Raw genomic sequence first — 22,795 nt, forward strand, 5'->3', positions numbered from 1 at the left:
TTTACAAACTTTCTCTGTATAGTTGTAATGTCTGCACAGGAGCGCACGCGAACATGGCCAAGGATCGTCCCGTCTATATGGGGCCGCGATTGCGGCGGTTGCGGCGGGAATTGGGGCTGACGCAGTCGGATATGGCGGCAGACCTGGAGATTTCCGCTTCCTATGTCGCGCTGCTGGAGCGAAATCAGCGGCCCTTGACCGCCGACATGCTGCTGCGGCTGGCACGCACCTATCGCATGGACATGAGCGAGCTGGCGGGCGACGGCGGGGCGGAGCAGACGGCGCGGTTACAGGCGGCACTGAAGGACCCGATGTTTGCCGACATCGACCTTCCCGCGCTGGCGATGCAGGACGTCGCGATCAACTATCCCGGGTTCAGCGAAGCGCTGCTGCGGCTGCATACCGCCTATCGCGAGGAACAGTTGGCGCTGGCGGATCGGAGCGGCGATCGCGCCGACGCACCCGACGAAGCGCCCGACCCGGCAGCGGAGGCGCGCCGGTTCCTGGGTGCGCGACGCAACAGTTGTCCGGCGCTGGACGATGCAGGGGAGAGGATCGCCGCGCAAATCGAACAAGCAGGCGGCACGGCGGCATGGCTGAAAAGCAAGCATGGCCTGCGCGTCCGGCGCCTGCCGCCCGATGTCATGGCGGGGTCAATGCGGCGGCTGGACCGGCATCGCGACGCGGTACTGATCGACGATGCGCTGGACGGCGCGAGTACCGCCTTTCAGTTGGCAATACAGATCGCCTATCTGGAAATGCGCAGCGAGATGGAGTCGCTGCTGAAGGACGGGCAGTTTTCCAGCGCGAGCGGACGCCAGCTGGCCCGCCAAGGCCTCGCCAATTATGGCGCCGCCGCCATATTGATGCCCTATGGGGCCTTCGCCAAGGCGGTGGAGGCGCGGCGCTACGATGTCGAAGCGCTGGCCCGGCAGTTCGGGACAAGCTTTGAACAGACGGCGCACCGGCTGACCACGTTGCAAAAGCCCGGCCAGGAACGCGTGCCCTTCTTCTTCCTGCGCGTCGATAGGGCGGGCAATATCAGCAAGCGACTGGACGGCGCGGGCTTCCCTTTTGCCCGTCATGGCGGATCATGCCCGCTCTGGTCGATCCATCATGTATTCGAGCGCCCCGGCGAGGTGGTGCCGCAATGGCTGGAATTGCCGGACGGGCAACGCTTTTTCTCTATAGCGCGGACAGTGACGGCGGGCGGCGGCGGCTGGGGCGCGCCGCGCGTGGAGCGGGCGATCGCGCTCGCCTGCGCGGCCGAACATGCCCATCGGCTGATCTATACGCAGGGATTGGGACCTTCCGATCCGACACCGATCGGACTGACATGCCGCCTGTGCCACCGCAGCCAGTGCATGGCGCGATCCGCGCCGCCCATCGGCCGTGAAATGCTACCCGAGGACTATCGCCGGGGCTATGCGCCTTTCGGCTTTGCGGACGGTTGAGCAGCGCCGCTGCGCGGGTAATTGGATTGGTTCAACCTGCTGCCCGCGCTTGGGGCGCCGTCGGGTCCACGGGCATTGCAAGCCAATCAAGCGCCTCCTGCTCGGTATTGAAATAGCCGTAGCAGGTGTTCGCATTTTGCAACCGCTTCGTCTGCATGCGCAGGAGTATCGAAGGGGAAACTATGGCAATCCGACCCGTTTCCGCATCCTTGTGCGAATAGGAGATACGCGCGAGCGCCTCGCTGACTTCCGGCGTGTGGACTTCCGTGCGGTAAGTGTCGACGAGGGTGTCGCACATCGGGTCAGCGTTACGCACTGCTTCCGCGATGGCGCGGCCGAACTGATCAACCACATCCAGATTCCAGAAGCCGTAAGTGGTGATCCGTAGCAGCTTGCGATCGCGGTCATAGCCGACCTCGAAAAAGCCTTCCAACTTCTGCACAAACCCCTCCTAATCCAGGAGGGCCAGGTTCAGTCCTCCTGCAAATCCAGCCAGGCAACCACGTCATTGTCGGTGGCGATGAACAGCCCGTCCTGGATTTCCTGGGGCTGTTGCCGCGCTATATGCACAGCTTCGCTTAACGGGCCGTAAAAGAGGGTGGTCGCGGCGCCGCCTTCTTCGCTGTCGCTCAGATGATAAAGGCGGACGGTGGCGGAATCATAGGTGCTGCGCATGGCGCCATTATCGGGCGGGGCAACCGCGCGCGCAAGCGGGGGCCGTCAACGGCGATCGCTGACCTTGATACCGGCGCCCAGGCGATTCGCGCCGATCTTCACCGCGTCGCCGGTGAAATTGGCGACGAAGCTGCTGCTGCGTTGCAGGCCCGGCACGAAAGAGGCGCTGTTGCCAGCGATCGACAGGCCGCTGCTGTCATGTTCGCGCCCTTCCGGCGCGACGGTGATGAAGGCGCTGTAATTATCCTTGTCCCGGCCCTGCACCATTTCATTGCCGCTGATCTCTCCGCTGGCGCCGTTGGAAAGGTCGATCATATAGTTGGTGAGGTGGCCGTGGCTGTCGTCGAAGCTGTTACCGGTGATGGTGACGCGGGGCGTGCGGGTTTTCAGATAATGGCCGCCATCGCCCTGATCGAATCGCGACCGCGTGACGGTAAGTTTGCCATATCGACCGATATAGATGCCATGGGCGCAATCCAGATCGCGGTCGCACCGGCCAAGATGGCGAAAGGTGGATTTGTCGATGGTGACGCTGTTGCCCGGCGCATCGCCGCTCAAAATCCCTTCTTCGCTATTGCGGAAGAGACTGTTGGTGACGGTGAGGTTGCCGCCTTCCAGCCGGATGCCCGCGCCATTGCCATCGGGCACGCGCAGATTCTGGAACACGATACCGTCCACGCTGCTGGACCGGCCGCGTAAGACCAGCGCCGCCTTGCCCTCACACGGCATGCCATCAAGGATGACGCTGCCCGCCGTCTGGGCGCGGAAGGCGACGTCCCCACCCTGCTGCACCGCGCATTGCGCATAGGTGCCGGGCGCGATCAGGACCGTGCCCTTGCCATTGCCGATCGCTGCCACCGCATCTTTCAGCGAGGTGTAGCCGCGTCCGCTTTCGACCACGGTGAAGGGCGTCGGCATCCCCTGTGCCAGGGCAGCTGCGCCAGCGGCGGCGGAAACGAGCAGGATCGTCGAAAGGATACGCATAACTAAAGACATAGACGGTTGGGAAAGGGCGGCCAATGCGGAGTCGTGGTTAATGAAATCCTGTTCCGGGACAGATGCGATCGCCCTACCCCCTCACTCGTCCTGCTGAAACGATCTGGCGGAGGCTCGATTTTAGAGCATGGTCATGTTCGAGTAATCGTCACCCCGGACTTGATCCGGGGTCCCGCTTCTTTTCCGACGCTGCTGAGGCAGCGGGACCCCGGGTCGAGCCCGGGGTGACGGAAGATCAACCTTAGTACCAATGCTTCCATGTAAGACGATCACGCTCTAAAAGCTTCAACTTGAGCCTGATAAACCCTAAGCCTGTCATACGCATGACCGTGGCTGCTCCCCTGCTTCGATCGATGGCTGTCCTGCTGGGCGCGGCCGCGATGATGGCGGGCTGTTCGCAGGAGGCAAGCGGGCCGGTGGTCGTGAGCGTGATCGGATCACCCGGCGATTTCGCCAAACCGATCGAGAACCTGCCCAATCCGGGCGCCAAGCTGATCCTGGAGGCCACGGCGCAGGGGCTGGTCGCCTTTGACGCCGGTGGTGAGATCCTGCCCGCGCTCGCCCAACGCTGGATCGTCGAGGAGGATGGGCGCAGCTATATCTTTCGCCTGCGGCGCGCGCAGTGGGCCGATGGGACGAAGGTGACGGCGAAGGATGTCGCGGCGCTGTTGATGGCGCGGATCGAGACGTTGCGGCGGCTGGACCCGGACGGGCCGCTGGATGCGGTGGAGGCGGTCGTGCCGATGACCGGCGAGGTGATCGAGATCCGCCTTGCCTATCCCCGTCCCTATTTGTTGCAGATGCTGGCACAGCCACAAATGGCGCTGTTGTCGCGGCAGGGCGGCACCGGGCCTTATCGGCGCGAGGCTTGGGGCAAGGCGCTGACGCTGACGCCGGTCGACAAGGCACCCAGGGACGACGATGGGGAAGAGGCGAAGGCCGCGGCGTGGGAAACACGCATCCTGCGCGCGGACAAAGCCGCGTTGGCGATCATTCGCTTTCGTGAGGGCAAGGCGGCGGCGGTGCTGGGTGGCCGGTTCGCCGACCTCCCGCTGCTGGTGCCGGCCGGGGTTGATCGCGATGCGGTGCGGATCGACCCGGTGCAGGGCCTGCTGGGGTTTGCCGTGACGGGGAAGAGCAAGCTGCTGGACGATGACGGCGTGCGGCGGGCGATCAACATGGCGATCGATCGCAGCCAGTTGCCCATATTGTTCCCACTGGGCGGATGGGCGATTACCGACCAGATTGTGCCCGCGCAGCTGGACCTGCCACGGCCGCCGACCGCGCCGGATTGGTCCGCCATGCCGCTGGAGGACCGGCGGGCGGCTGCCAGTGCGGTCATCACGCGGTGGCGCAGCGACAATGGCGACGCTCCTGTGCTGCGGGTGGCTTTGCCGCAAGGGCCGGGCGCGACGAGCCTGTTCGCGCTTGTCCGCCATGACCTGGCGATGATCGGGCTGGGCGTCGAGCGGGTAGGCATGAAGGATGATGCCGACCTGCGGTTGATCGATGAAGTCGCCGCTTATGACAGCGTGCTCTGGTATCTCGGCCGCGCCGGATGCGCGCGCAAGGTGCATTGTTCGGCAGAGGCCGACGCCCAATTACGGGCGGCGAGCATGGCGGGCAGCGCGGCCGAGCGGATGGCGCGGGTAGCGCAGGCCGAGGCGTTGATGCAGGCGAATAACGGCTATATTGCGCTGGGCGCGCCGGTGCGGTGGTCGCTGGTGTCGCGTCGGTTGACCGGCTTCATGCCTTCGCCACGGGCGCGGCATCCATTGAACCATCTGTTCCGCAGCCCCAATTAAGGGGGCAGGAGGAACAGCATGGCGTTATCGCAAGACCAGTTTGACCGCGTGGTGCGTGACCTGCCCGGCTTTGGCCGCGATCCCGCTTCGGTACGGCGGCGGATCGAAGCGATGGAGGCGATGCTGGAAGGGCTGTTCGTCATTCCCGGCACGAACCGGCGCGTGGGGCTGGACAGTCTGGTCGGCCTGATCCCGGTGGTCGGCGACCTTGCGACTGCGGCCATGGGCGCTTGGATCGTGTGGGAAGCGCGTAATCTGGGCATGTCGAAATGGCAGCTGACGCGGATGGCGGCCAATGTCGGGTTCGACACGCTGGTGGGCGCGATCCCGTTCGCGGGCGATGTGTTCGACTTTCTGTTCAAATCCAACACGAAGAACCTGCGCATCATCCGCAAGCATCTGGACAAGCATCATCCTTCGACCGTGACGATCGAGGGTTAGGGGGCTTTACGCAAAGGCGAAGTCCAGGCCGATGTCGGCAGCGGGGGCGGACTGGGTGAGGCGACCGACGCTGATGTAGGTGACGCCGGTTTCCGCCTTGGCACGGATGGTCTGGAGCGTGACGCCGCCCGATGCTTCGGTGGGCACGCGGCCGCCGACGAGGGTGACGGCGCCACGCAGGGTGGGCGCGTCCATATTGTCGAGCAGCAGGTGGGTGGCCCCGGCGGCGAGAGCGGGTTCGATCTGGTCGATGCGATCGACCTCGACGATGATGCTTGCGATCCCGGCGGCGGCGGCGCGGCGGACGGCTTCCTCGACAGAGCCAGCGACCGCGACATGATTGTCCTTGATCATCGCCGCGTCCCACAGGCCCATGCGGTGATTGGTCGCGCCGCCCTGACGGGTGGCATATTTTTCCAGCACGCGCAGGCCCGGAATCGTCTTGCGCGTGTCGAGCAGGGTCGCGCCGGTGCCCAAAATCGCATCGACATAGGCGCGGGTCATGGTGGCGATGCCCGTCAGATGCTGGACGGTGTTGAGGGCGGATCGCTCCGCCGTCAGCATGGCGCGCGCCTTGCCACGGATGCGCATGATGTCGGTGCCAGCGGACACGCGGTCGCCGTCTTGACGCAACAGCTCGATCTCGACGTCCGGGTCCAGCGCACGGAAGAAGGCGGCGGCGACGGGCAGGCCCGCCAGCGTCACCGCGTCGCGGCTGTCCATCACGCCTTCGAAGATCGCATCGGCGGGGATCACTGCTTCGCTGGTAACGTCGCGGCCATCCGGGCCAAGGTCTTCGGCCAGGGTGGAGGCGATGAAGGTGTCGAGGTCGAAGCCGGGCAAGGTGAAGGTCATTGTCCCTCTTTATATTGATAGCGAAGCTGGTGATGAACCTCACCCCCTCGTCATCCCGGCCTTGAGCCGGGATCCCGCTTCTGAGCGGTTGGAGCGGGAGCGGGACCCCGGGTCAAGCCCGGGGTGACGGAAGGACGCGGCTATACGTCAGCGGTTGCCCACATCGCCCTTCCCCACCGTGCCGCTGGCCAGTTCCAGCATGCGGTCGAGACTCTTTTTCGCGGCGAGGCGCAGGCTTTCTTCCATCTCGATGCGCGGTTGCAGGTCACGAAGCGCCAGGTACAGCTTTTCCAGCGTGTTGAGCGCCATATAGGGGCAGACATTGCAGTTGCAGTTGCCGTCCGCGCCGGGCGCGCCGATGAAATTCTTATCTGGCACCGACTTGCGCATCTGGTGGATGATGTGCGGTTCGGTCGCGACGATCAGCGTATCGCCGGTCATCGTCTTGGCATATTGCAGGATGCCGCTGGTCGAACCGACATAATCGGCATGATCGACGATATAGGGCGGGCATTCGGGATGCGCGGCGATCGGTGCGTCGGGGTGCTGGGCCTTGAGCTTTAAGAGCTCCGTCTCGCTGAAGGCTTCGTGGACGATGCAGACGCCCGGCCACAGCAGCATGTCGCGGTTGAACTTGCGCTTGAGGTAACCGCCCAGATGCTTGTCGGGACCGAAGATGATCTTCTGGTCGCGCGGAATCTGGCTGAGGATCGTTTCCGCCGATGAGCTGGTGACGATGATGTCGGAGAGCGCCTTCACCTCGGCCGAGCAGTTGATGTAGCTCAAGGCGATATGGTCGGGATGGGCTTCGCGGAACGCCTTGAACTGGGCGGGCGGACAGCTGTCCTCCAGCGAACAGCCGGCGTCCATGTCGGGCAGGACGACAATCTTTTCAGGGCTGAGGATCTTCGCCGTCTCGGCCATGAAGCGGACACCGCAGAAGGCGATGACGTCCGCGTCGGTTTCCGCCGCCTTGCGCGAGAGTTCGAGGGAGTCGCCGACGAAATCGGACAGGTCCTGAATCTCTGGCTTCTGGTAATAATGGCCGAGAATGACGGCGTTGCGTTCCTTGCGCAGCCGGTCGATCTCCGCGCGCAGGTCGGTCCCCTGCGGGATTCCGGTGATGGCGTTCATGTCCCTAACTCCTCACGGCCTTTGAACGCGCCCCTAGCGGGCTGCGCCACGGTTGGCCAGTAGCTGTTTCCCCTAGCGCAATTGCCAGCGGCCATCCCCTGCGACCTCCGCCATGCCCCGCCCATCCAGGTCGATGAGGTGGGCAAGGACCGATCGCCCGGCGGCGGGATGAAGGCGCGGATCGATGCCCTTGTACATCTCCGCCACCATCGCCGGGATTTCGGATGCGCCGTTACGCTCAAGAAAGCGCATGATCTGCCCTTCCCGCTGCTTGCGATGCCCCATCATGCCGCGCACCAGACGGCGCGGATTGGGCACCGGATCGCCATGGGCGGGATAGTAGATGGCATCATGCCGATCGAGGAGCCGCTGCATCGAGCGCATATAGTCGGCCATGTCCCCGTCCGGGGGCGAGATGACGCTGGTGGACCAGCCCATGACATGATCGCCGGTGAAGAGGGCGTTTTCCTCCGCCATGGCGAAGCAGAGATGGTTGGAGGTATGGCCGGGCGTGGCGACGGCTTCAAGCGTCCAGCCCTCGCCCCTCACCTGCTCCCCGTCGGCAAGGATGCGGTCGGGAGAATAGGACGGATCGAAGGCGGCGTCGGCGCGCGGGCCGTCATCGTCCAGCACCAGCGGCGCGCAGCCGATGATGGGCGCGCCTGTCTGCGCGGCGAGCGGCGCGGCGGCAGGGCTGTGATCGCGATGGGTATGGGTACACAGGATCGCGCGCACGGGGCGGTCTGCGATCGCGGCGAGCAGCGCAGCCAGATGATCGGGATCGGCGGGGCCGGGATCGATCACCGCCACCTCCTCTGACCCGACCAGATAGGTCTGGGTGCCGGTATAGGTGAAGGGCGACGGATTGGGCGCCAGTACGCGGCCGATGCGCGGCGAGATTTGCAGCAGCGTGCCCGTGGGCATGTCGGCCATGTCAGGTGCGGTTGCCATACGCTCCATGTGCCCATCTGGCCGGGATTTTCAAGGGCCGGTTGATCGGGGGGGATTCCGTTTGGGGACGCCATCGCCTAGACTGGGCGCCATGAGCGCGAGCGGTGATCTTGTGGAGGCATGGCGGCAGCATCTGGCGCTGGACCGGCGGCGATCCACGCATACGGTGCGCGCCTATATGGCGACAGCGGAGCGGTTGATCGCTTTCCTGACCGAGCATCGCGGGGAAGCGGTGACGGCGGCGGGGTTGGCGCGCGTCGATCAAGCCGACCTGCGCGCGTTCCTGACGGCGCGGCGGATGGACGGGATCGGCAATGGATCGGCCGCGCGGGAATTGTCGGCGGTGCGCGGATTCCTGAAGTTCACCGGCGGCGAGGATGCGCGGGTGCCACTGCTGAAAGGGCCGAAGGTGAAGCGGGGTTTGCCCCGGCCGATCTCGCCGGACGAGGCGGTGGCGCTGGCGGGTGAGATTGCCGAGACGGCGCGCGAAGGATGGATCGGCGCGAGGGACTGGGCGGTGCTGCTGCTGCTTTATGGCGCGGGGCTGCGGATCGGCGAGGCGATGGGGCTAATGGGCGACGTGCTGCCGCTCAGCGATACGCTGCGGGTGACGGGCAAGCGGGGCAAGAGCCGACAAGTGCCGCTGCTGCCGCAGGTGCGGGCGGCGATCGAGGCTTATGTGGCGGTTTGTCCTTATCCGGTGGCGCGTGAGGAGACGCTGTTCCGGGGTGCGCGCGGTGGTCCGCTGTCGGCGGCTTTGATCCGGCGTGCGGTGCAGGGTGCGCGCGGGCGGCTGGGGCTGTCGGATCGGACGACGCCGCATGCTTTGCGGCACAGCTTTGCGACGCATCTGCTGGGGCGCGGCGCGGACCTGCGGTCGTTGCAGGAACTGCTGGGGCATGCGAGCCTGTCATCGACGCAGATTTATACGCAGGTGGATGCGGCGCATTTGCTGGATGTTTATCGGAATGCGCATCCTCGGGCTTGAGGTGGGGAGAACTGTTCCCCCTCCCGCAAGCGTTCAAACGAGGCACGTGACTCGTTTGAAGGGTCAGGGGGTGGGCTAGTGCAACGCCGAAGGCATTTTCCAACGGCATAGCCGGGAAGCTCGCTCCGCTCGCGCCCACCCCCTAGCCCCCTCCCGCTTGCGGGAGGGGGAACAAGCAACTGTCAGCCCCTCGGCTTCCAGGTTGCCAATCGCCACAGATAAAGCCCGATCGCTCCGACCACGCACGCCGTCGCGGCGGGTCCGACATATTTGTCGATGTCGCGGAAATTCTGCCCCAGGACATAGCCTGCATAGGCAAGGATGATGTTCCAGATCAGCGCGCCGCCAGCCGTCCAGGCGAGAAATTTGACATGCCCCATGCGGAACAGGCCCGCCGGGAGCGAGATCATGGTGCGGAAGGCGGGCAGGAAGCGGAACACGAACACGACGATCTGGCCATATTTGCCGAAGATATGGTCGAGTTTCTCCACATCCCTCCATTCCAGCGTCGCCCAGCGGCCGTAACGGTCAATGAGGGGCTTCAGGCGCGTGAAGCCGAGGATATGGCCGACCAGATACCAGAAATAATTGCCGACCGTAGTGCCGAGCGTGCCCGCAAGAAGCAGCCACTCCATCGCCATGCGGCCCTGCCCCACGCGGATACCGCCGATGCCCATGATGAGTTCGGAGGGAATCGGGGGGAAGACATTTTCGATCACCATCAGGGCGAAAATGCCCCAATAGCCGCCTGCGTCGATGAGGTGGAGGACCCAGTCGGTCATGCGACAGGCCGCCCGGTACTGTTACGTGCTCCTGCGAAAGCAGAAGCCCAGGTGCACCGGCGAGGCTGGGCTCCTGCCTTCGCAGGAGCACATTGCGCTATCCAGATCAGACGGCCGCCCTTACCGCCAGACGGGCGTCGATCGCGTCCCAGATCATCGCGCCCGTGTCGGTGCCGTTAAAAGCGTCGATCGACACGATGCCGGTGGGCGAGGTCACGTTGATTTCGGTCAGCCATTCGCCGCCGATCACGTCGATGCCGACGAAGAGCAGGCCGCGACGCTTGAGTTCCGGCCCCATGGCGGCGCAGATTTCCAGCTCGCGGTCGGTGAGTTCGGTGCGCGCGGCCGATCCGCCGACCGCCAGGTTCGATCGGATTTCGCCTGCGCCGGGGATGCGGTTGATCGCGCCTGCGACTTCGCCATCGATCAGGACGATACGCTTGTCACCCTGAGCGACGCCGGGAATGAAGGCCTGAACCATGAAGGGCTCGACCCATGAAGCGTTGAACAGTTCCACAAGCGCGGAGATGTTCGCGCCGGACTGGCCGACATGAAAGACCGCGTTGCCCGCATTGCCGTAGAGCGGCTTGACGACGATTTCGCCATGTTCGGCGAGGAAGCTGCGCACTTCGGCCAGATCGCGGGTGATCATGGTCGGCGGCATGAAGCGCGCATAATCGAGCACGAACAGCTTTTCGGGCGCGTTGCGGACGGCGGCGGGATCATTCACCACCAGCGTTTCGGCCTGCACCCGCTCCAGCAGATGGGTGGCGGTGATGTAGCTCAAGTCGAAGGGCGGGTCCTGCCGCATGAGGACGACATCGACGTCGCGGCCAAGGTCGAGCAACTCTGGCTCGCCGAACGCGAAATGGTCGCCCTTGACCTTCTGCACCTTCACCGGGCGCGCCTTCGCCAGCACACGGCCGTCGCGATAGGTGAGGTCGGGCGCAAGATAATGATAGAGGCGATGCCCCCTCGCTTGGCCCCCCAGCATGATGTGGAAGGTGGAATCGCCCGCGATGTTGATCCCTTCCATCGGGTCCATCTGCACGGCGATGGTGAGAGGGTTGAGTTGGGTCATTTCCGATCCTTGTTCCGGGGCTGAACAGATCACCCCCCATGCCAGACATTCGCCAGATGGCGCGGCGGGCGGCCCGGCGCAAGGAGGATCACGTCGATGCGCATGTCGTCGCCGGGTTTAGCGAGGTCGTAGAAGAGCATTTCGGCGGCGGACGCGACGCGCGCGAGGCGGCGTTCGTCGATGGCGAGGTCGAGTTCTGCGGCGGTGGCGCGGGCCTTCACCTCGACAAAAGCCAGCATCGCACCGCGCCGAGCGACGAGGTCCACCTCTCCGGCGGGCGTGCGCAGGCGACGGCCGACAATCTGCCAGCCCTTGAGACGCAGCCACCATGCGGCAATCCGCTCCGCCTGCCGTCCGCGTTTCTCGGCCTGTTGGCGCCTCACCCCTTGAGTTCCAGCGCGCGGTCGTAAAGGGCGCGGCGGTCGAGGCCGAGTTTCTTGGCCACTTCTCCGGCGGCCTTGGAGACGGGCAGGCGCTCCATCGCTTCGATCAGGGCAGCGTCAGCGTCTTCGGCGCTCGCGGGCGGAGCTTCGCAGGGCGGGCCGACGATGACGACAATCTCTCCCTTGGGCGGGGCGTCGGCGTAGCGGGCGGAAAGTTCGGTTAGCGTGCCGGTGCGGGTTTCCTCGAACGTCTTGCTGATTTCCCGGCTCACGGCGGCTTCGCGGTCGCCCAGCCCATCGGCCATGGCGGCGAGGCTTTCGGACAGGCGCGGGCCGCTCTCGTAGAAGATGAGCGTGGCGCGCAGGGCAGCGACTTCGGCGAGGGTGTCGGCGCGGGCTTTTTGCTTTGCGGGGAGGAAGCCCATGAAAAGGAAGCGGTCTGTGGGAAGGCCCGACAGGGTGAGCGCGGCGATGGCGGCGCTGGGGCCGGGCAAGGTCGTGATGTTGCGCCCTGCCGCGCGGGCGTCGCGGACGAGCTTGTAGCCGGGATCGGAGATGAGCGGCGTTCCGGCGTCGGAAAGCAGCGCGACCGATTCGCTCGCCATCCGGTCGATCAGGCGGGCACGGACGCCTTCTGCGCTATGGTCGTGATAGGGGACCATGGGACGATCCGAGCCTGCATGGCGCAGCAAACGTGCGCTCACCCGTGTATCTTCCACGGCGATTACATCGGCCAGCCGCAGGACATCGGCCGCGCGCGGGCTAAGGTCTCCGAGGTTGCCGATCGGCCCCGCAACGATGTAAAGCCCGGGCTCCAGCCCAGAAGTTGTAGTTTCCATAAGGACGCCAGATGACAGAGACGGATGCCCTCCGGCAAGCGGACATGTTCGCGGCAATGAAGCGCGGTGCGCGTATTTTGTTCGCCGCCAGCGCGTTGCTGGTCGCTGCCTGTCAATCGATCGTGCCGCGCGGGCCGGGTCCGGTGGGGCCGACGGAGCCTGTGCCGAGCGGCCCCGATGTGACGCAGGGCCTGCCCACCGACACGCTGCGCCACCGCGTCGCGCTGCTGGTGCCGATGAGCGGACCCAATGCGGGCGTCGGCCAGTCGATCGCCAACGCCACCACGCTGGCGCTGCTGGATACCAAGGCGGACAAGGTGCGTATCACCACCTATGACACCAGCATGGGCGCGGCTGCGGCGGCGAACAAGGCGCTGGCGGAGGGCAACCGCCTGATCCTGGGGCCGTTGCTGGCCGAGGATGCGCGGGTGGTCGGGCCGATCGCGGCGCGGGCGAACGTGCCGGTGATCAGCTTTTCCAACGATGTGAGCGTGGCCGGGAACGGCGTCTACATCATGGGCTATAATCCCAACCAGTCGATCGAACGCGTCGTTGAATTCGCGAAGGGCAAGGGGCTGTCGAAGTTCGCGGCGCTGGTGCCCAAGGGCATCTATGGCGAGCGGTCGGGCACGTCCCTGCTGCGCGCGGTCGAGGGTGCGGGCGGGACGGTCGTGTCGATGCAGACGTTCGACCGGTCGCCGACCTCTATGACGGCGGCGGTCAAGAAATTGCAGGCGTCCTCCAGCTATGACGCGCTTCTGATCGCGGACAGCGGGCGGGTGGCGATGCAGCTGGCGCCGATCGTGCGGAAGAATGGCGGCGCGACGGCACGACTGCTGGGCACGGAACTGTGGAATACCGACAGCAGCCTTGGGTCCAGCCCGGCGCTGCGGGGGGCTTGGTTCGCCAGCGTGTCGGACGGGCTCTATGGCCAGTTGGCGGGTAAATATCGGGCGCGTTATGGCAGCGCGCCGTTCCGGCTGTCGGCGCTGGGATATGACGCGGTGCTGCTGACCGTGCGGATTGCGCGGGATTGGAAGCCGGGGACAGTGTTTCCGGCTGCCCGGCTGCGCGATTCGGGTGGCTTTTCCGGGATCGACGGGGCGTTCCGCTTCGGGCGCAGCGGGATTGCGGAGCGGGCGCTGGAAGTGTCGGAGGTTGGTGCCGGGACTTACGCGGTCGTAGCGGCTGCGCCTAAGGCATTTGGGGAGTGATATAACCTCCGTTCGCCCTGAGCTTGTCGAAGGGCTCTTCTTTCTTCCAGGAAAGTAAGGGGCTTCGACAAGCTCAGCCCGAACGGATGTGGTGGTGATTAGCTTTTGATCCGCCCCGTAGGCAGGATCAGGGGCCACTCCCCATCAGCCCCGATGCAAGCCGAGATGCCGTAGACCTCGGCAAGGCTTTGTTCGGTGAGCACCTCCATGGGCTTGCCGTCAGCTACGAGGCGGCCCTTGTCCATCAGCAGCAGGCGGTCGCAGTAGCGCGCCGCCATACCGAGGTCGTGAAGGACGGTGACGACCAGCGAACCGGTGCGGGCTTCGGCCTGGAGCATGTCCATGACGTCCAATTGATGACCGGGGTCGAGCGCGGCCAGCGGCTCGTCGGCGATCAGTGCTGGCGCGCCCACCGCGAGCGCTCGCGCCAGGAGGACGCGGGCGCGCTCGCCGCCTGATAGTTCGGTGGCGATCCGGCCTTTCAGATGCAGGACATCGGCGCGGGCGAGCGCGGCATCGACCAGCGCTTCGTCCTGGGGCGACAGGCGGGACAACGGGCCAAGGTGCGGCATGCGGCCCAGCGCCACCAGCCGTTCCACGAGCAAGGGCCAGTGCAGCGTCTGGCCCTGCGGCAGATAGGCGACGCGGCGCGCTATATCCTTGCGGTTGAGGCTGGTGATCGGACTGCCGTCGATCCAGACTTCGCCGCTTTTCGAGTGAGCGAGGCCGAGCAGCGCGCGGATCAGGGTCGATTTGCCCGCACCATTGGGGCCGATGATGCCGACCAGATGGCCGGGCTCCAGTACCGTCGTGACGCCCGTCACGGCCGCATGACGGCCGAGGCGGACGGACAGGTCTTCGGTGCGGATGGTTACCATAGCCGCCGCTCCCGCATCAGATGGACGAGGAAGACGGGGACGCCGAGCAATGCGGTGAGGACGCCCAGCTTCAACTCGCTGCTGGTGGGAATGAGGCGCACACCGATGTCGGCGAGCGTCAGCAGCGCCGCCCCGCCGAGCAGCGAGGGGAGCAGGATGGCCGAGGGCGAGCGATCCGTCAGGGGACGGACCAGATGCGGCACGATGAGGCCGACAAAGCCGATCGCGCCCGAGACCGCGACGGCTCCGCCCACGCCGATGGCGACGCCCAGCATCATGCGCAGCCGCGCCTTCCGCAGGTCCACCCCCAATGCCTGCGCGCCCTCCTCCCCCAAGGTCAGGGCATCCAGGCTGCGCGCATCGGCAATCAGCAGTGCCGACCCGATAATGACGCAGGGCAGCGCGATCCAGACATGAGCGTAGCTGCGGTTTTCAAGGCTACCCATCAGCCAGCTCATAATCTCCATCGCGGCGAAAGGATTGGGCGACAGGTTGAGCGACAGGCTGATCCCCGCCCCCGCCAGCGTTGCGACGGCGATGCCCGCGAGGATGAGGGTGAGCGGGCTTTCCGAGGGGCCTGCCAGCAGGAAGAGCGCGGCAATGGCGATGAGGCTGGTGGTGATGGCGAGGACGGGGAGGATCAGCGGGTGAAGCTGTGCCAGGCCGAAATAGAGCGCGCAGACGGCTCCCAGCGCGGCGGCGTTGGATGCGCCGAGCACCGAGGGTTCGGCGAGCGGATTGCGGAGATAGCCCTGAAGCGCGCCCCCCGAGAGGCCGAGCATGGCTCCGACGATGAGGCCGAGCAGCATGCGGGGCAGGCGAAGGTCGATGAGGATCGCGCGGGCGACCTCATCACCGCCGCCGCTGAGGACGGCGATGATGCGGGCCGGGGCGAGCGGGACGGCGCCGAGGGTGAGGGAGCCGAGCGCGGCGAGAAGGGTGAGCGCCAGCAGGACCGGCAGGAGCAGCGGGTGGCGGCGGGCGCTCATGGTTTGCGTCCTTGCCGTTGCTTGCTAAGGCCCATTTCATGCGGGGAAAAATAGCAATCGCGGCGCTTTGCCTGCTTGGCCTGACGGGCGCAGCCCCTGCCCCGCCGCGGCGGATCGTGTCGCTCAATACCTGCGCCGATCAATATGTGCTGGCGCTCGCCGATCCGGGGCAGATCGCGGCCTTGAGTCCCTATGGGCATGACCCGGAACTGTCGGCAGCGGTCGCCAAGGCGCGACGTTTCCCGGTGCTGAAACGCCCGGCCGAAGAGGTATTGGCGCTGCGTCCCGATTTGGTGATCGGCTTTCCCGATGGCGCTGGCGGTGTTGTCGGCGCGCCGGATGGGCGATGGCGCAAGCTGGGGCTGGCGAGCGCAGACAGCTTTGCCGTGATCCGGGAGCAGATCCGGCAGGTGGCGCTGGCGGTCGGCCATCCTGCGCGTGGAGAAGCGCTGATCGCGGGAATGGAGCGCGACCTTGCCGCCCTGCCCCGTTCGCGGCGCAGCGAGGTGGCGGCCTATTATCAGCGGCGCGGCTATATGACCGGCACGGGAACGCTGGTGGATGAATTGATGCGGCGCGCCGGCCTCACCAATCTGGCGGCGAAGCTGGGCAAACCGGCGCTGGCGCAGGTGCCGCTGGAGGAAATGATCGCCGCCCGGCCCGACTATCTGATCGTGGAAGAAGACAGCAAAAAGGTCGTCGATCAGGGGACGGAGATGCTGCACCACCCGGTGCTGCGATCCATCCCCCGCATTCACGTGCCGCAAGCCTGGACGGTGTGCGGCGGCCCCGCTTATGTGCAGGCCGCGCGCAGCATCATCGCGCAAGCGAACGCTGCGGGCAGGCGTTGAGGGGCGAAGCGTCACGCCCGCCCCTCTTTCCCGTCATCAGAAGCGGACACGTGCGCCGGCATAGGCCGACCGGCCGTAGGTGTTGTAACCATAAACCGTCGCGTATTCCTCATCGGTCAGATTGTCGATGCGGCCGTAGATTTCGAGATGTTCATTGATGGGCAGCGAAGCGCGAATGTCGAGCCGGGCATAGCCATCCAGACGCTGGGTGTTGGCGAAATCGTTAAAGCTGTCGCCGACCATGGTGAGCGTCGCGCCGGTCGATAGGCCGAATGCCCAGTCATAGTCAGCCGAGACGCTGACCGCATCCTTGGCGCGACGGGGAAGACGCTTGCCTTCGTTGAGGCCGCCTTCGGAGCGATCGATCGCGTCGATATAGCTGTAGGCGGCAGTGACGGTAAGCGCATCGACAGGCTTCAGCGTGACGGCGGCTTCCACACCCCTCGCACGCGTGCGCGTAAGATTGACGTAGCGGCCGAACGGCAAGGCGAAGCCATCGAAATAGATCTGGTCGCGGGTATCGCGGCGGAACGCGGTGACAGAGATCATCGCCCGGCCACCATCCAGATTCTGGTCGAAGCCTACATCATAGCTTTTCGACCGTTCAGGCTTCAGGCTGAGATTGCCATAGGTGCCGTCATAGATCTGATAAAGCGAGGGCGCTCGGAAGCCTTCGCCATAGCTGGCACGAATGTTGGTGCGGCCTTCATTGGGCGTGTAGTTCGCATTGGCGCCCAGCGTCGTCGCGCCGCCAAACTGGCTATGATCGTCATGGCGCACGCCGCCGGTCAGCGACAGCCCCGAAAACGGCTTCACCACCGCCAGGGCGTAGACGCTGTCGATATTGACCTTGGCCGCGCTGACGACCTTGTCGCCTGTGAAGAAGTCATAATAGAAGGAATCATAGTCCGGCCGTTCATGCTCATAGCCGAAAACCAGCTTGGCCTGATCGACCGGCTGATACACGCCTTCATATTCGAAGCGCAGATTGGTGCCCGAATAGCCGTAGTCCGGCGCGGCGGAGCTGGGCGCGAAGAAATAGTCGCGGTCGTTGCGGAACCAGGTGACGGCGGCCCGTTGCGTCAGCTTGCCATCGAACGACGCAAGGTTGAGCCCTGCATAGCCGACATATTGATCGAGCTTGCTGCTGTCCGTGGACTCCATCGGCGCGCCGAAGAAGATGTCGGTGTCGAGGTTCGCATGGATATAATAGCCGCGCAGGTCGAGGCTGAGATTGTCCGTGAACGCCAGTTTCAGCTTGGCGTGGGTGGCGATATTCTCATAGCCGTCCTTTTCCGTGCCGCCCTTGGCCGCGGAGATGCCGTCGGTGCGGAAATAGGCGACGCCAGCGCTGCCCGAAGCAATGCCCGCGCTGCCCGACACATCTGCTTTCGCATTCAGGGTGTCCGCATAGCCATAATCCACCGAGGCGGTGCCGCCAAAGCCTTCACCCGGTTCGGCTGACATAATGTTGACGACGCCGCCGATCGCCTGACTACCATAGACCACGGAGTTGGAGCCGCGCAGCACTTCGATGCGGCGGATGTTGCCGGTCAGCAGATTGCCGAAGTCATAGGCATCGCCAATGATGCTCGGATCGTTAATCTTGACCCCGTCGAGCAGCACCAGCGTCTGCGTCGTTTCCGCGCCCCGGATCGAAATGCCGGTCACGCCGCCTACTGCGTCAGCCCGGTTGAAACGGATGCCGGGCGTGGTGATCAGCAGGTCCGCGATGCTGACGTTCTGGCGGGTTTCGATCGTCTTTGCATCGATGACGGTGATGGCTTGGCCGACTTCATCGGTCGGCTGTTCGATGCCTAGCGCGGTGACGACGATATCGCTGGATTCCTCCGCAAGCGCGGGGGTGGCGGCGAGGAGCGCCAGCAGTGAAATTCCGGTCCTGATCATATTCTTGTCTTCCCTGAGCGTCATGCGACATGAGCCCAGGGCGTCCGCATAAGCGGCCAGTGCGCGAGAAAGAGAGACGCCAGTCCCGCCCCGCGCACTGATGCGGCCCTGCGCCGCTTCGTCGCTCAGACGGAAAACCGTGCCCGGGCCGATCCCTGGACCCAAGGCAAGAGCGACCAAGCGCCGGCAGGTCTCCTGGCTCGCGGGTCGTCGCGGCGATGCACGGGCCTTCCCGGACGCATGCGTCCAGTGGCCGGTCCCCCTCGCCTTCCCCTTTTTGAAGGTCGCAGGTTCCCCTGTGCATCGCGCTCGCCGCTTACAGTTGCAGGGGCAGCTGCGGAATGGGATGGCTTGAGGCCACCCGCACCGCATTCCCTTTCCGGCGCGATCTTTGTGTCAGCGGTTGCCCGCTCACGCCGCGCGCCATAGGGGAAAGTGAGGGTTCTGCCAAGGAGTGGATCGATGCGATTGCTGGGCGCGGTGCTGGCCGGGGGACGATCCAGCCGGTTCGGGAGCGACAAGGCGCTGGCGCTGATGCCGGACGGGCGCACGCTGATCGAACATGCGGTCGCGGCGATCGCGCCCCATGTCGAGGCGGTGGTGGTCTGTGGACGGGTGGTCGAGGGGCTGACCAGCCTATCCGACCGGCCCGCGCCGGACATGGGACCGCTGGGCGGGCTGAACGCGGCACTGCATCATGCGCAGAGCGAGGGCTATGACGCGGTGCTGACGACGGGGTGCGACATGCCTGTCTATCCTGCGGTGCTGGTGGAGGCGCTGGCGGGAAAAGGCGCTGCGGTGTTGAAGGGGCAGCAACTGGCGGGGTTCTGGCCTGCCGGGCTTGCGGGTGAACTGGACGCGCATCTGGCGGAAGAGAATAGCCGGTCGATATTCGGCTGGCTGGAGCGAATTGGCGCGCGGATCGTGGAGCGGGCGGATATCGTCCTGCCCAATTTCAACCGGCCGGATGATCTGGAGGCTTTTACCTCCGTTCCCCCCGGCTCAAGCTGAGCTTGCCGAAGCCCCCGCCCTTCCTTCCAACTAAGTTTGGGGGCATCCGGCAAGCTCAGGGCAAAGGTCGCGGAGAGCCGGTCTTCAAAGCTGAAGAGCGACGCTGGCTGCGGCCTCTACTGGCATGGACGTGCCCGCCACCGCTTCACCAATCAGAAGCAGGGTCGGGTCTTCGTCACTGATCGTGGCCACCAGAAAGGCAAGCGCTGACAGCTTCCCCCGGATCAGGCGTTCGGTGGGCAGCGATACATTGACGGCCACCATCACCGGCGTTTCGGGATCGCGTCCGGCGGCGATCAGCTGGCGGCTGATCTCGCCAGCCGCGGCGCGGCCCATATAGATGCCGAGCGTGCCGCCGGGGCGGGCGAGCGTTTCCCAGTCGAGCTTGAGCGGCTCACCGGCTTTCAGATGCGCGGTCACCATCGTCAGGCCCCGCGCCTTGCCGCGCAGGGTGAGCGAGGCGTTGCCGCTTGCCGCCGCCGCGCTGGCGGTGGTGATGCCGGGGCAGATGTGGGTGCGGATGCCGTCAGCGGCGAGATGCTCCATCTCCTCGGCCGAGCGGCCGAAGACTGACGGATCGCCCCCTTTCAGGCGCACGACGCGCTTGCCCGCCTTGGCAGCGGCGAGGAGCAGGTCGTTGATGCTTTCCTGATCCTTGCTGTGGCGCCCGGAGCGCTTGCCGACGCTGACGCGCTCGATGCCCTGTGGGATGAGGTCGAGGACGCCGGGTCCGACCAGTGCGTCATAAAAGACGATGTCGGCCGCCGCCATAAGCTTTTCGGCCTTGCGGGTAAGGAGGTCCGGGTCGCCGGGACCTGCGCCGACCAGCCAGACTTCACCGCGGGTGATCAACTCATTCGGCTGCATGGAGCGTCTCCTGCGGGATTTGAGCGAGGATGTTGGCGAGCGCGGGGCGGCAGGACCCGCAATTGGTGCCCGCGCCGATCGCTTTGCCGATGGCGGGAACATCGACCAGGCTCTGGTCGCGAATTGCGGCGACGATCTGGTTGAGGCCGATGTCGAAGCAGACGCAGATGGTCGGGCCTTTGTCGGGCTGGCTGCCGGGGCCGCGCGCGGCGAGGACGGAAGCGCCCACCTCTTCGGCTTCAAGCTGGCCGATGAGCCAGTCGCGCGAGGGGAGCAGGCCGGTGCGGGTGACGAAGAGGACGCCTGCCAACCTGCCATCCTTGATGATCGCAACGCGGCGGGTGCCGCGCGACATGTCGATGGCTTCGACACGATCACCCTTGGGCAGGCAGGCTTCGAGGCGGGCGGGATCGCCATTGCCCGCGACTTCGTAGAGCGCGCCGCCCGGCACGGTGACCTTTGTCGCCCACAGGCAGGGAACCTTGGCGGGCAATTCACCGCGCAGGATGAGGAAGCCCTTCCACTCGGTCGCGACCTTTTCGATGCTGGCGGGCGTCGATTTGAAGCCCGGCTGGCCCGAATGGGGATCGACGAGCGGACGGGGCAGCATGCCGGTACGGCCACCGGTCGAGATTTGATCGGTCCAGTGGATCGGGGTGAAGATTTCGCCGACGCGCTGGCCTTCGTTCAGGCTCACGCGGAAGATGCTATTGCCCTGCGCGGTCTGGACGCGCGCCAGATCGCCGTCGCAGATATCCAGCTCCCCGGCGTCCTGCGGGTGGATATCCACCAGCGGCTCCTCGCGGTGGCGGGCGAGCTTGGGCGACAGACCGGTGCGCGTCATCGTGTGCCATTGGTCGCGATAGCGGCCGGTGTTGAGCGTCATCGGCCACTGTTTGAGCGGCTCCTGAAGGTCCATCTGCTTGGTCAGCACCAGCCGCGCCTTGGCATCGGGGGTGGAGAAGCGGCCGTCCGCGAAGGGTTTGTCGCCGCCCCAGCGGAAGGGCTCCATCGCCTCATAGGCGTCGTTGCCGATGGTCGCCTGCGCGCGGAGGTTGAGGAGCCGTGCGCCATCATTCTGATAAGCGGTCAGGCGGGCATGTTCGCGCCAGATGTCGGCGGGCCGGTCATAGGCGAAGGCGTTGCGCCAGCCCATGCGACGGCCGACTTCCTTGACGATCCACCAGTCGGGCTTGGCCTCGCCGGGCAGCGCCAGGAAGGGGCGTTGGCGGCTGATGGTGCGGTCGGAATTGGTGACGGTGCCGTCCTTCTCTCCCCAGCCGGCGGCGGGCAGGCGGACGTCGGCATGGACGCTGGTGTCGGTGTCGGCGATGATGTCCGACACGACGAGGAAGGGCACGGCCTCCAGCGCTTCGCGGACGCGGTTGGCGTCGGGCAGTGAGACGGCGGGGTTGGTGGCCATCACCCAGAGCGCCTTGATCCGGCCTTCGTTGATGGCGCGGAACAGGTCCACGGCTTTGAGGCCCGGCTTGGTCGCCATGGTGGGCGCGGCCCAGAAACGGCCGACCCGCTCCACATTTTCAGGCGCGAAGTCCATATGGGCCGCCAGCGTCGAGGCAAGGCCCCCGACTTCGCGGCCGCCCATGGCGTTGGGCTGGCCGGTGATGGAGAAGGGCGCAGCGCCGGGCTTGCCGATCCGGCCGGTGGCGAGGTGGACGTTGATGATCGCGTTGACCTGATCGGTGCCGCGGATCGACTGGTTGATGCCCTGGCTGAACAGGGTGACGGTGCGCGGCGTGGCGGCGAACAGCTTGAAGAACTGCTCCAGCAAGGCCGGGGCGATGTCGCAGGTCTTGGCGGTGGTCCAGAGATCGTGGCCGGTGCGAATATGCTCCCAGAAACCTTCGGGCGCATTGAGATGGTCGGCGATGAACGCATGGTCGGTGACCCCTGCCTGATCACACCATGCGAGCAGGCCGTTCATCAGCGCGACGTCGGTGCCGGGCTTTACCGGCAAGTGCAGGTCCGCGCCTTCGCAGGTTTCGGTGCGGCGCGGGTCGATGACGACCAGCCTGGTCCCGCGTGCGGCGCGGGCGGCCTGAATGCGCTGATAGACGATCGGGTGGCACCAGGCGGTGTTGGAGCCGAGGAGGACGATCAGGTCCGCTTCGTCCAGATCGTCATAGCTGGCGGGCACGATGTCTTCACCAAAGGCGCGGTTATGGCCCGCGACCGCGCTCGACATGCACAGGCGGCTGTTGGTGTCGATGTTCGCCGTGCCGATGAAGCCCTTCATCAGCTTGTTGGCGACATAATAATCTTCGGTCAGCAGCTGGCCCGAGACGTAAAAGGCGACGCTGTCGGGGCCGTAGCGATCGACGGTATCGCGAAATTTCTTCGCGACGAGGTCCAGCGACTTGTCCCAGCTGGCGCGCTTGTTGCCGATCATGGGGTGCAGCAGGCGGCCGGTCAGCCCGACGGTTTCGCCCAGATGCGTGCCCTTGGAGCAGAGGCGGCCACCGTTCGCCGGATGCGCCTCATCGCCCTTGATCGTGACCGACCGGGGTCCGGTCGGCGTGGCCGAGATGCCGCAACCGACGCCGCAATAGGCGCAGGTGGTGCGGATGGCCTCTGTCATGCTCTTACCTCATCTTCCCGAGGAATAAGAATTGGGTGGAGGCGGCTTGCCGCAAGGGATGGCCAACAAGACACCCCCACCCAGATCCCCGCCG

22 protein-coding genes and 1 riboswitch are annotated in these 22,795 nt (G+C 65.5%); of the genes, 7 read left to right on the forward strand and 15 right to left on the reverse strand.

Annotated features, from left to right (window positions below):
* Positions 1-53: 53 nt before the first annotated feature.
* Entirely contained in the window at positions 54-1,454 is a 1,401-nt protein-coding gene (locus AC6JBC_RS11465) for a helix-turn-helix domain-containing protein (RefSeq protein WP_498024350.1), read from the forward strand.
* A 31-nt stretch (positions 1,455-1,485) separates the two neighbouring features.
* Here AC6JBC_RS11465 and AC6JBC_RS11470 read toward each other — a convergent pair whose 3' ends face one another.
* Genes AC6JBC_RS11470 through AC6JBC_RS11480 form a run of 3 tightly spaced genes read right to left on the reverse strand, consistent with a single transcriptional unit; the run spans position 1,486 to position 3,113 of the window.
* Positions 1,486-1,896 carry a hypothetical protein gene (locus AC6JBC_RS11470; protein ID WP_498024351.1) on the reverse strand — a complete coding sequence of 137 codons (411 nt, stop codon included), beginning with the start codon at positions 1,894-1,896 and terminating at the stop codon, positions 1,486-1,488.
* A 29-nt stretch (positions 1,897-1,925) separates the two neighbouring features.
* Complete coding sequence (locus AC6JBC_RS11475; RefSeq protein WP_464788125.1) at positions 1,926-2,129, reverse strand: hypothetical protein; 204 nt, start codon at positions 2,127-2,129, stop codon at positions 1,926-1,928.
* 45 nt (positions 2,130-2,174) lie between these two features.
* The gene (locus tag AC6JBC_RS11480) at positions 2,175-3,113 is read right to left on the reverse strand and encodes a right-handed parallel beta-helix repeat-containing protein (RefSeq protein ID WP_498026063.1); all 939 of its coding nucleotides are present in this window, start codon (positions 3,111-3,113) and stop codon (positions 2,175-2,177) included.
* A 335-nt stretch (positions 3,114-3,448) separates the two neighbouring features.
* Here AC6JBC_RS11480 and AC6JBC_RS11485 point away from each other — a divergent pair, with 335 nt between their 5' ends.
* Together AC6JBC_RS11485 and AC6JBC_RS11490 are read left to right on the forward strand one after the other, a co-directional pair.
* Entirely contained in the window at positions 3,449-4,930 is a 1,482-nt protein-coding gene (locus AC6JBC_RS11485) for an ABC transporter substrate-binding protein (RefSeq protein WP_498024353.1), read from the forward strand.
* An 18-nt stretch (positions 4,931-4,948) separates the two neighbouring features.
* Positions 4,949-5,371 carry a DUF4112 domain-containing protein gene (locus tag AC6JBC_RS11490; RefSeq protein ID WP_498024355.1) on the forward strand — a complete coding sequence of 141 codons (423 nt, stop codon included), beginning with the start codon at positions 4,949-4,951 and terminating at the stop codon, positions 5,369-5,371.
* Between the two features lie 6 nt (positions 5,372-5,377).
* Here the strand turns inward: AC6JBC_RS11490 and nadC are convergent, their stop codons facing one another.
* The 3 genes from nadC to AC6JBC_RS11505 all read right to left on the reverse strand — a co-directional run bounded on the left by nadC (position 5,378) and on the right by AC6JBC_RS11505 (position 8,311).
* A complete protein-coding gene (nadC, locus tag AC6JBC_RS11495) occupies positions 5,378-6,226 on the reverse strand; it encodes a carboxylating nicotinate-nucleotide diphosphorylase (protein WP_498024356.1) in 849 nt (282 codons plus the stop codon).
* A gap of 147 nt (positions 6,227-6,373) precedes the next feature.
* Positions 6,374-7,360 (reverse strand): quinolinate synthase NadA, encoded by a 987-nt coding sequence (nadA, locus tag AC6JBC_RS11500; protein WP_498024358.1) that lies wholly within the window; start codon positions 7,358-7,360, stop codon positions 6,374-6,376.
* Between the two features lie 72 nt (positions 7,361-7,432).
* Positions 7,433-8,311, reverse strand: coding sequence for an MBL fold metallo-hydrolase (locus AC6JBC_RS11505; protein ID WP_498024360.1), 879 nt, complete (start codon positions 8,309-8,311; stop codon positions 7,433-7,435).
* 91 nt (positions 8,312-8,402) lie between these two features.
* On the opposite strand from AC6JBC_RS11505, the gene AC6JBC_RS11510 reads away from it, so the two are divergent.
* Positions 8,403-9,299: a tyrosine recombinase XerC gene (locus tag AC6JBC_RS11510; RefSeq protein WP_498024362.1), complete on the forward strand. Its 897-nt coding sequence runs from the start codon at positions 8,403-8,405 to the stop codon at positions 9,297-9,299.
* 182 nt (positions 9,300-9,481) lie between these two features.
* Here AC6JBC_RS11510 and AC6JBC_RS11515 read toward each other — a convergent pair whose 3' ends face one another.
* The 4 genes from AC6JBC_RS11515 to rsmI all read right to left on the reverse strand — a co-directional run bounded on the left by AC6JBC_RS11515 (position 9,482) and on the right by rsmI (position 12,384).
* Positions 9,482-10,081 (reverse strand): DedA family protein, encoded by a 600-nt coding sequence (locus AC6JBC_RS11515; RefSeq protein WP_498024363.1) that lies wholly within the window; start codon positions 10,079-10,081, stop codon positions 9,482-9,484.
* Between the two features lie 106 nt (positions 10,082-10,187).
* Entirely contained in the window at positions 10,188-11,162 is a 975-nt protein-coding gene (gene gshB, locus AC6JBC_RS11520) for a glutathione synthase (RefSeq protein ID WP_498024364.1), read from the reverse strand.
* A 29-nt stretch (positions 11,163-11,191) separates the two neighbouring features.
* Positions 11,192-11,545 carry a YraN family protein gene (locus AC6JBC_RS11525; RefSeq protein ID WP_498024366.1) on the reverse strand — a complete coding sequence of 118 codons (354 nt, stop codon included), beginning with the start codon at positions 11,543-11,545 and terminating at the stop codon, positions 11,192-11,194.
* Entirely contained in the window at positions 11,542-12,384 is an 843-nt protein-coding gene (gene rsmI, locus AC6JBC_RS11530) for a 16S rRNA (cytidine(1402)-2'-O)-methyltransferase (RefSeq protein WP_498024367.1), read from the reverse strand. The genes AC6JBC_RS11525 and rsmI overlap by 4 nt, the downstream gene beginning before the upstream one ends.
* 11 nt (positions 12,385-12,395) lie before the next feature.
* Between rsmI and AC6JBC_RS11535 the strand changes: the two genes are divergently transcribed.
* Positions 12,396-13,598 (forward strand): penicillin-binding protein activator, encoded by a 1,203-nt coding sequence (locus tag AC6JBC_RS11535; protein ID WP_498024368.1) that lies wholly within the window; start codon positions 12,396-12,398, stop codon positions 13,596-13,598.
* A 98-nt stretch (positions 13,599-13,696) separates the two neighbouring features.
* On the opposite strand, the gene AC6JBC_RS11540 is transcribed toward AC6JBC_RS11535, so the two are convergent.
* Positions 13,697-14,476, reverse strand: coding sequence for an ABC transporter ATP-binding protein (locus tag AC6JBC_RS11540; protein WP_498024369.1), 780 nt, complete (start codon positions 14,474-14,476; stop codon positions 13,697-13,699).
* Positions 14,470-15,465, reverse strand: a complete 996-nt coding sequence (locus AC6JBC_RS11545; RefSeq protein WP_498024370.1) for a FecCD family ABC transporter permease — start codon at positions 15,463-15,465, stop codon at positions 14,470-14,472. Before AC6JBC_RS11545 ends, AC6JBC_RS11540 begins: the two co-directional genes overlap by 7 nt.
* Positions 15,466-15,503: 38 nt before the next feature.
* On the opposite strand from AC6JBC_RS11545, the gene AC6JBC_RS11550 reads away from it, so the two are divergent.
* The gene (locus AC6JBC_RS11550) at positions 15,504-16,316 is read left to right on the forward strand and encodes an ABC transporter substrate-binding protein (protein ID WP_498024371.1); all 813 of its coding nucleotides are present in this window, start codon (positions 15,504-15,506) and stop codon (positions 16,314-16,316) included.
* A 36-nt stretch (positions 16,317-16,352) separates the two neighbouring features.
* Here AC6JBC_RS11550 and AC6JBC_RS11555 read toward each other — a convergent pair whose 3' ends face one another.
* A complete protein-coding gene (locus tag AC6JBC_RS11555) occupies positions 16,353-18,224 on the reverse strand; it encodes a TonB-dependent receptor plug domain-containing protein (protein ID WP_498026064.1) in 1,872 nt (623 codons plus the stop codon).
* A 168-nt stretch (positions 18,225-18,392) separates the two neighbouring features.
* Positions 18,393-18,659, reverse strand: a riboswitch (cobalamin riboswitch).
* A 27-nt stretch (positions 18,660-18,686) separates the two neighbouring features.
* Here AC6JBC_RS11555 and mobA point away from each other — a divergent pair.
* Entirely contained in the window at positions 18,687-19,235 is a 549-nt protein-coding gene (gene mobA / locus AC6JBC_RS11560; RefSeq protein ID WP_498024372.1) for a molybdenum cofactor guanylyltransferase, read from the forward strand.
* Between the two features lie 84 nt (positions 19,236-19,319).
* Here the strand turns inward: mobA and cobA are convergent, their stop codons facing one another.
* Both cobA and AC6JBC_RS11570 read right to left on the reverse strand, forming a co-directional pair.
* The gene (gene cobA / locus AC6JBC_RS11565; RefSeq protein WP_498024374.1) at positions 19,320-20,102 is read right to left on the reverse strand and encodes a uroporphyrinogen-III C-methyltransferase; all 783 of its coding nucleotides are present in this window, start codon (positions 20,100-20,102) and stop codon (positions 19,320-19,322) included.
* The gene (locus tag AC6JBC_RS11570; RefSeq protein WP_498024375.1) at positions 20,089-22,701 is read right to left on the reverse strand and encodes a molybdopterin-dependent oxidoreductase; all 2,613 of its coding nucleotides are present in this window, start codon (positions 22,699-22,701) and stop codon (positions 20,089-20,091) included. The genes cobA and AC6JBC_RS11570 overlap by 14 nt, the downstream gene beginning before the upstream one ends.
* Between the last annotated feature and the right edge of the window lie 94 nt (positions 22,702-22,795).

It is taken from the genome of Sphingobium sp. RC1, assembly GCF_059738765.1.

Excerpts from the sequence above, each read along its gene's own strand:
- mobA (WP_498024372.1), top strand. The coding sequence starts at position 18,687 with ATGCGATTGCTGGGCGCGGTGCTGGCCGGGGGACGATCCAGCCGGTTC.
- AC6JBC_RS11540 (WP_498024369.1), bottom strand. The coding sequence starts at position 14,476 with ATGGTAACCATCCGCACCGAAGACCTGTCCGTCCGCCTCGGCCGTCAT.
- AC6JBC_RS11535 (WP_498024368.1), top strand. The coding sequence starts at position 12,396 with ATGACAGAGACGGATGCCCTCCGGCAAGCGGACATGTTCGCGGCAATG.
- gshB (WP_498024364.1), bottom strand. The coding sequence starts at position 11,162 with ATGACCCAACTCAACCCTCTCACCATCGCCGTGCAGATGGACCCGATG.
- AC6JBC_RS11465 (WP_498024350.1), top strand. The coding sequence starts at position 54 with ATGGCCAAGGATCGTCCCGTCTATATGGGGCCGCGATTGCGGCGGTTG.
- AC6JBC_RS11545 (WP_498024370.1), bottom strand. The coding sequence starts at position 15,465 with ATGAGCGCCCGCCGCCACCCGCTGCTCCTGCCGGTCCTGCTGGCGCTC.
- AC6JBC_RS11555 (WP_498026064.1), bottom strand. The coding sequence starts at position 18,224 with ATGATCAGGACCGGAATTTCACTGCTGGCGCTCCTCGCCGCCACCCCC.
- AC6JBC_RS11505 (WP_498024360.1), bottom strand. The coding sequence starts at position 8,311 with ATGGCAACCGCACCTGACATGGCCGACATGCCCACGGGCACGCTGCTG.
- rsmI (WP_498024367.1), bottom strand. The coding sequence starts at position 12,384 with ATGGAAACTACAACTTCTGGGCTGGAGCCCGGGCTTTACATCGTTGCG.
- AC6JBC_RS11490 (WP_498024355.1), top strand. The coding sequence starts at position 4,949 with ATGGCGTTATCGCAAGACCAGTTTGACCGCGTGGTGCGTGACCTGCCC.
- AC6JBC_RS11515 (WP_498024363.1), bottom strand. The coding sequence starts at position 10,081 with ATGACCGACTGGGTCCTCCACCTCATCGACGCAGGCGGCTATTGGGGC.
- AC6JBC_RS11510 (WP_498024362.1), top strand. The coding sequence starts at position 8,403 with ATGAGCGCGAGCGGTGATCTTGTGGAGGCATGGCGGCAGCATCTGGCG.
- AC6JBC_RS11550 (WP_498024371.1), top strand. The coding sequence starts at position 15,504 with ATGCGGGGAAAAATAGCAATCGCGGCGCTTTGCCTGCTTGGCCTGACG.
- cobA (WP_498024374.1), bottom strand. The coding sequence starts at position 20,102 with ATGCAGCCGAATGAGTTGATCACCCGCGGTGAAGTCTGGCTGGTCGGC.
- AC6JBC_RS11485 (WP_498024353.1), top strand. The coding sequence starts at position 3,449 with ATGACCGTGGCTGCTCCCCTGCTTCGATCGATGGCTGTCCTGCTGGGC.
- AC6JBC_RS11480 (WP_498026063.1), bottom strand. The coding sequence starts at position 3,113 with ATGCGTATCCTTTCGACGATCCTGCTCGTTTCCGCCGCCGCTGGCGCA.
- AC6JBC_RS11570 (WP_498024375.1), bottom strand. The coding sequence starts at position 22,701 with ATGACAGAGGCCATCCGCACCACCTGCGCCTATTGCGGCGTCGGTTGC.
- nadC (WP_498024356.1), bottom strand. The coding sequence starts at position 6,226 with ATGACCTTCACCTTGCCCGGCTTCGACCTCGACACCTTCATCGCCTCC.
- AC6JBC_RS11475 (WP_464788125.1), bottom strand. The coding sequence starts at position 2,129 with ATGCGCAGCACCTATGATTCCGCCACCGTCCGCCTTTATCATCTGAGC.
- nadA (WP_498024358.1), bottom strand. The coding sequence starts at position 7,360 with ATGAACGCCATCACCGGAATCCCGCAGGGGACCGACCTGCGCGCGGAG.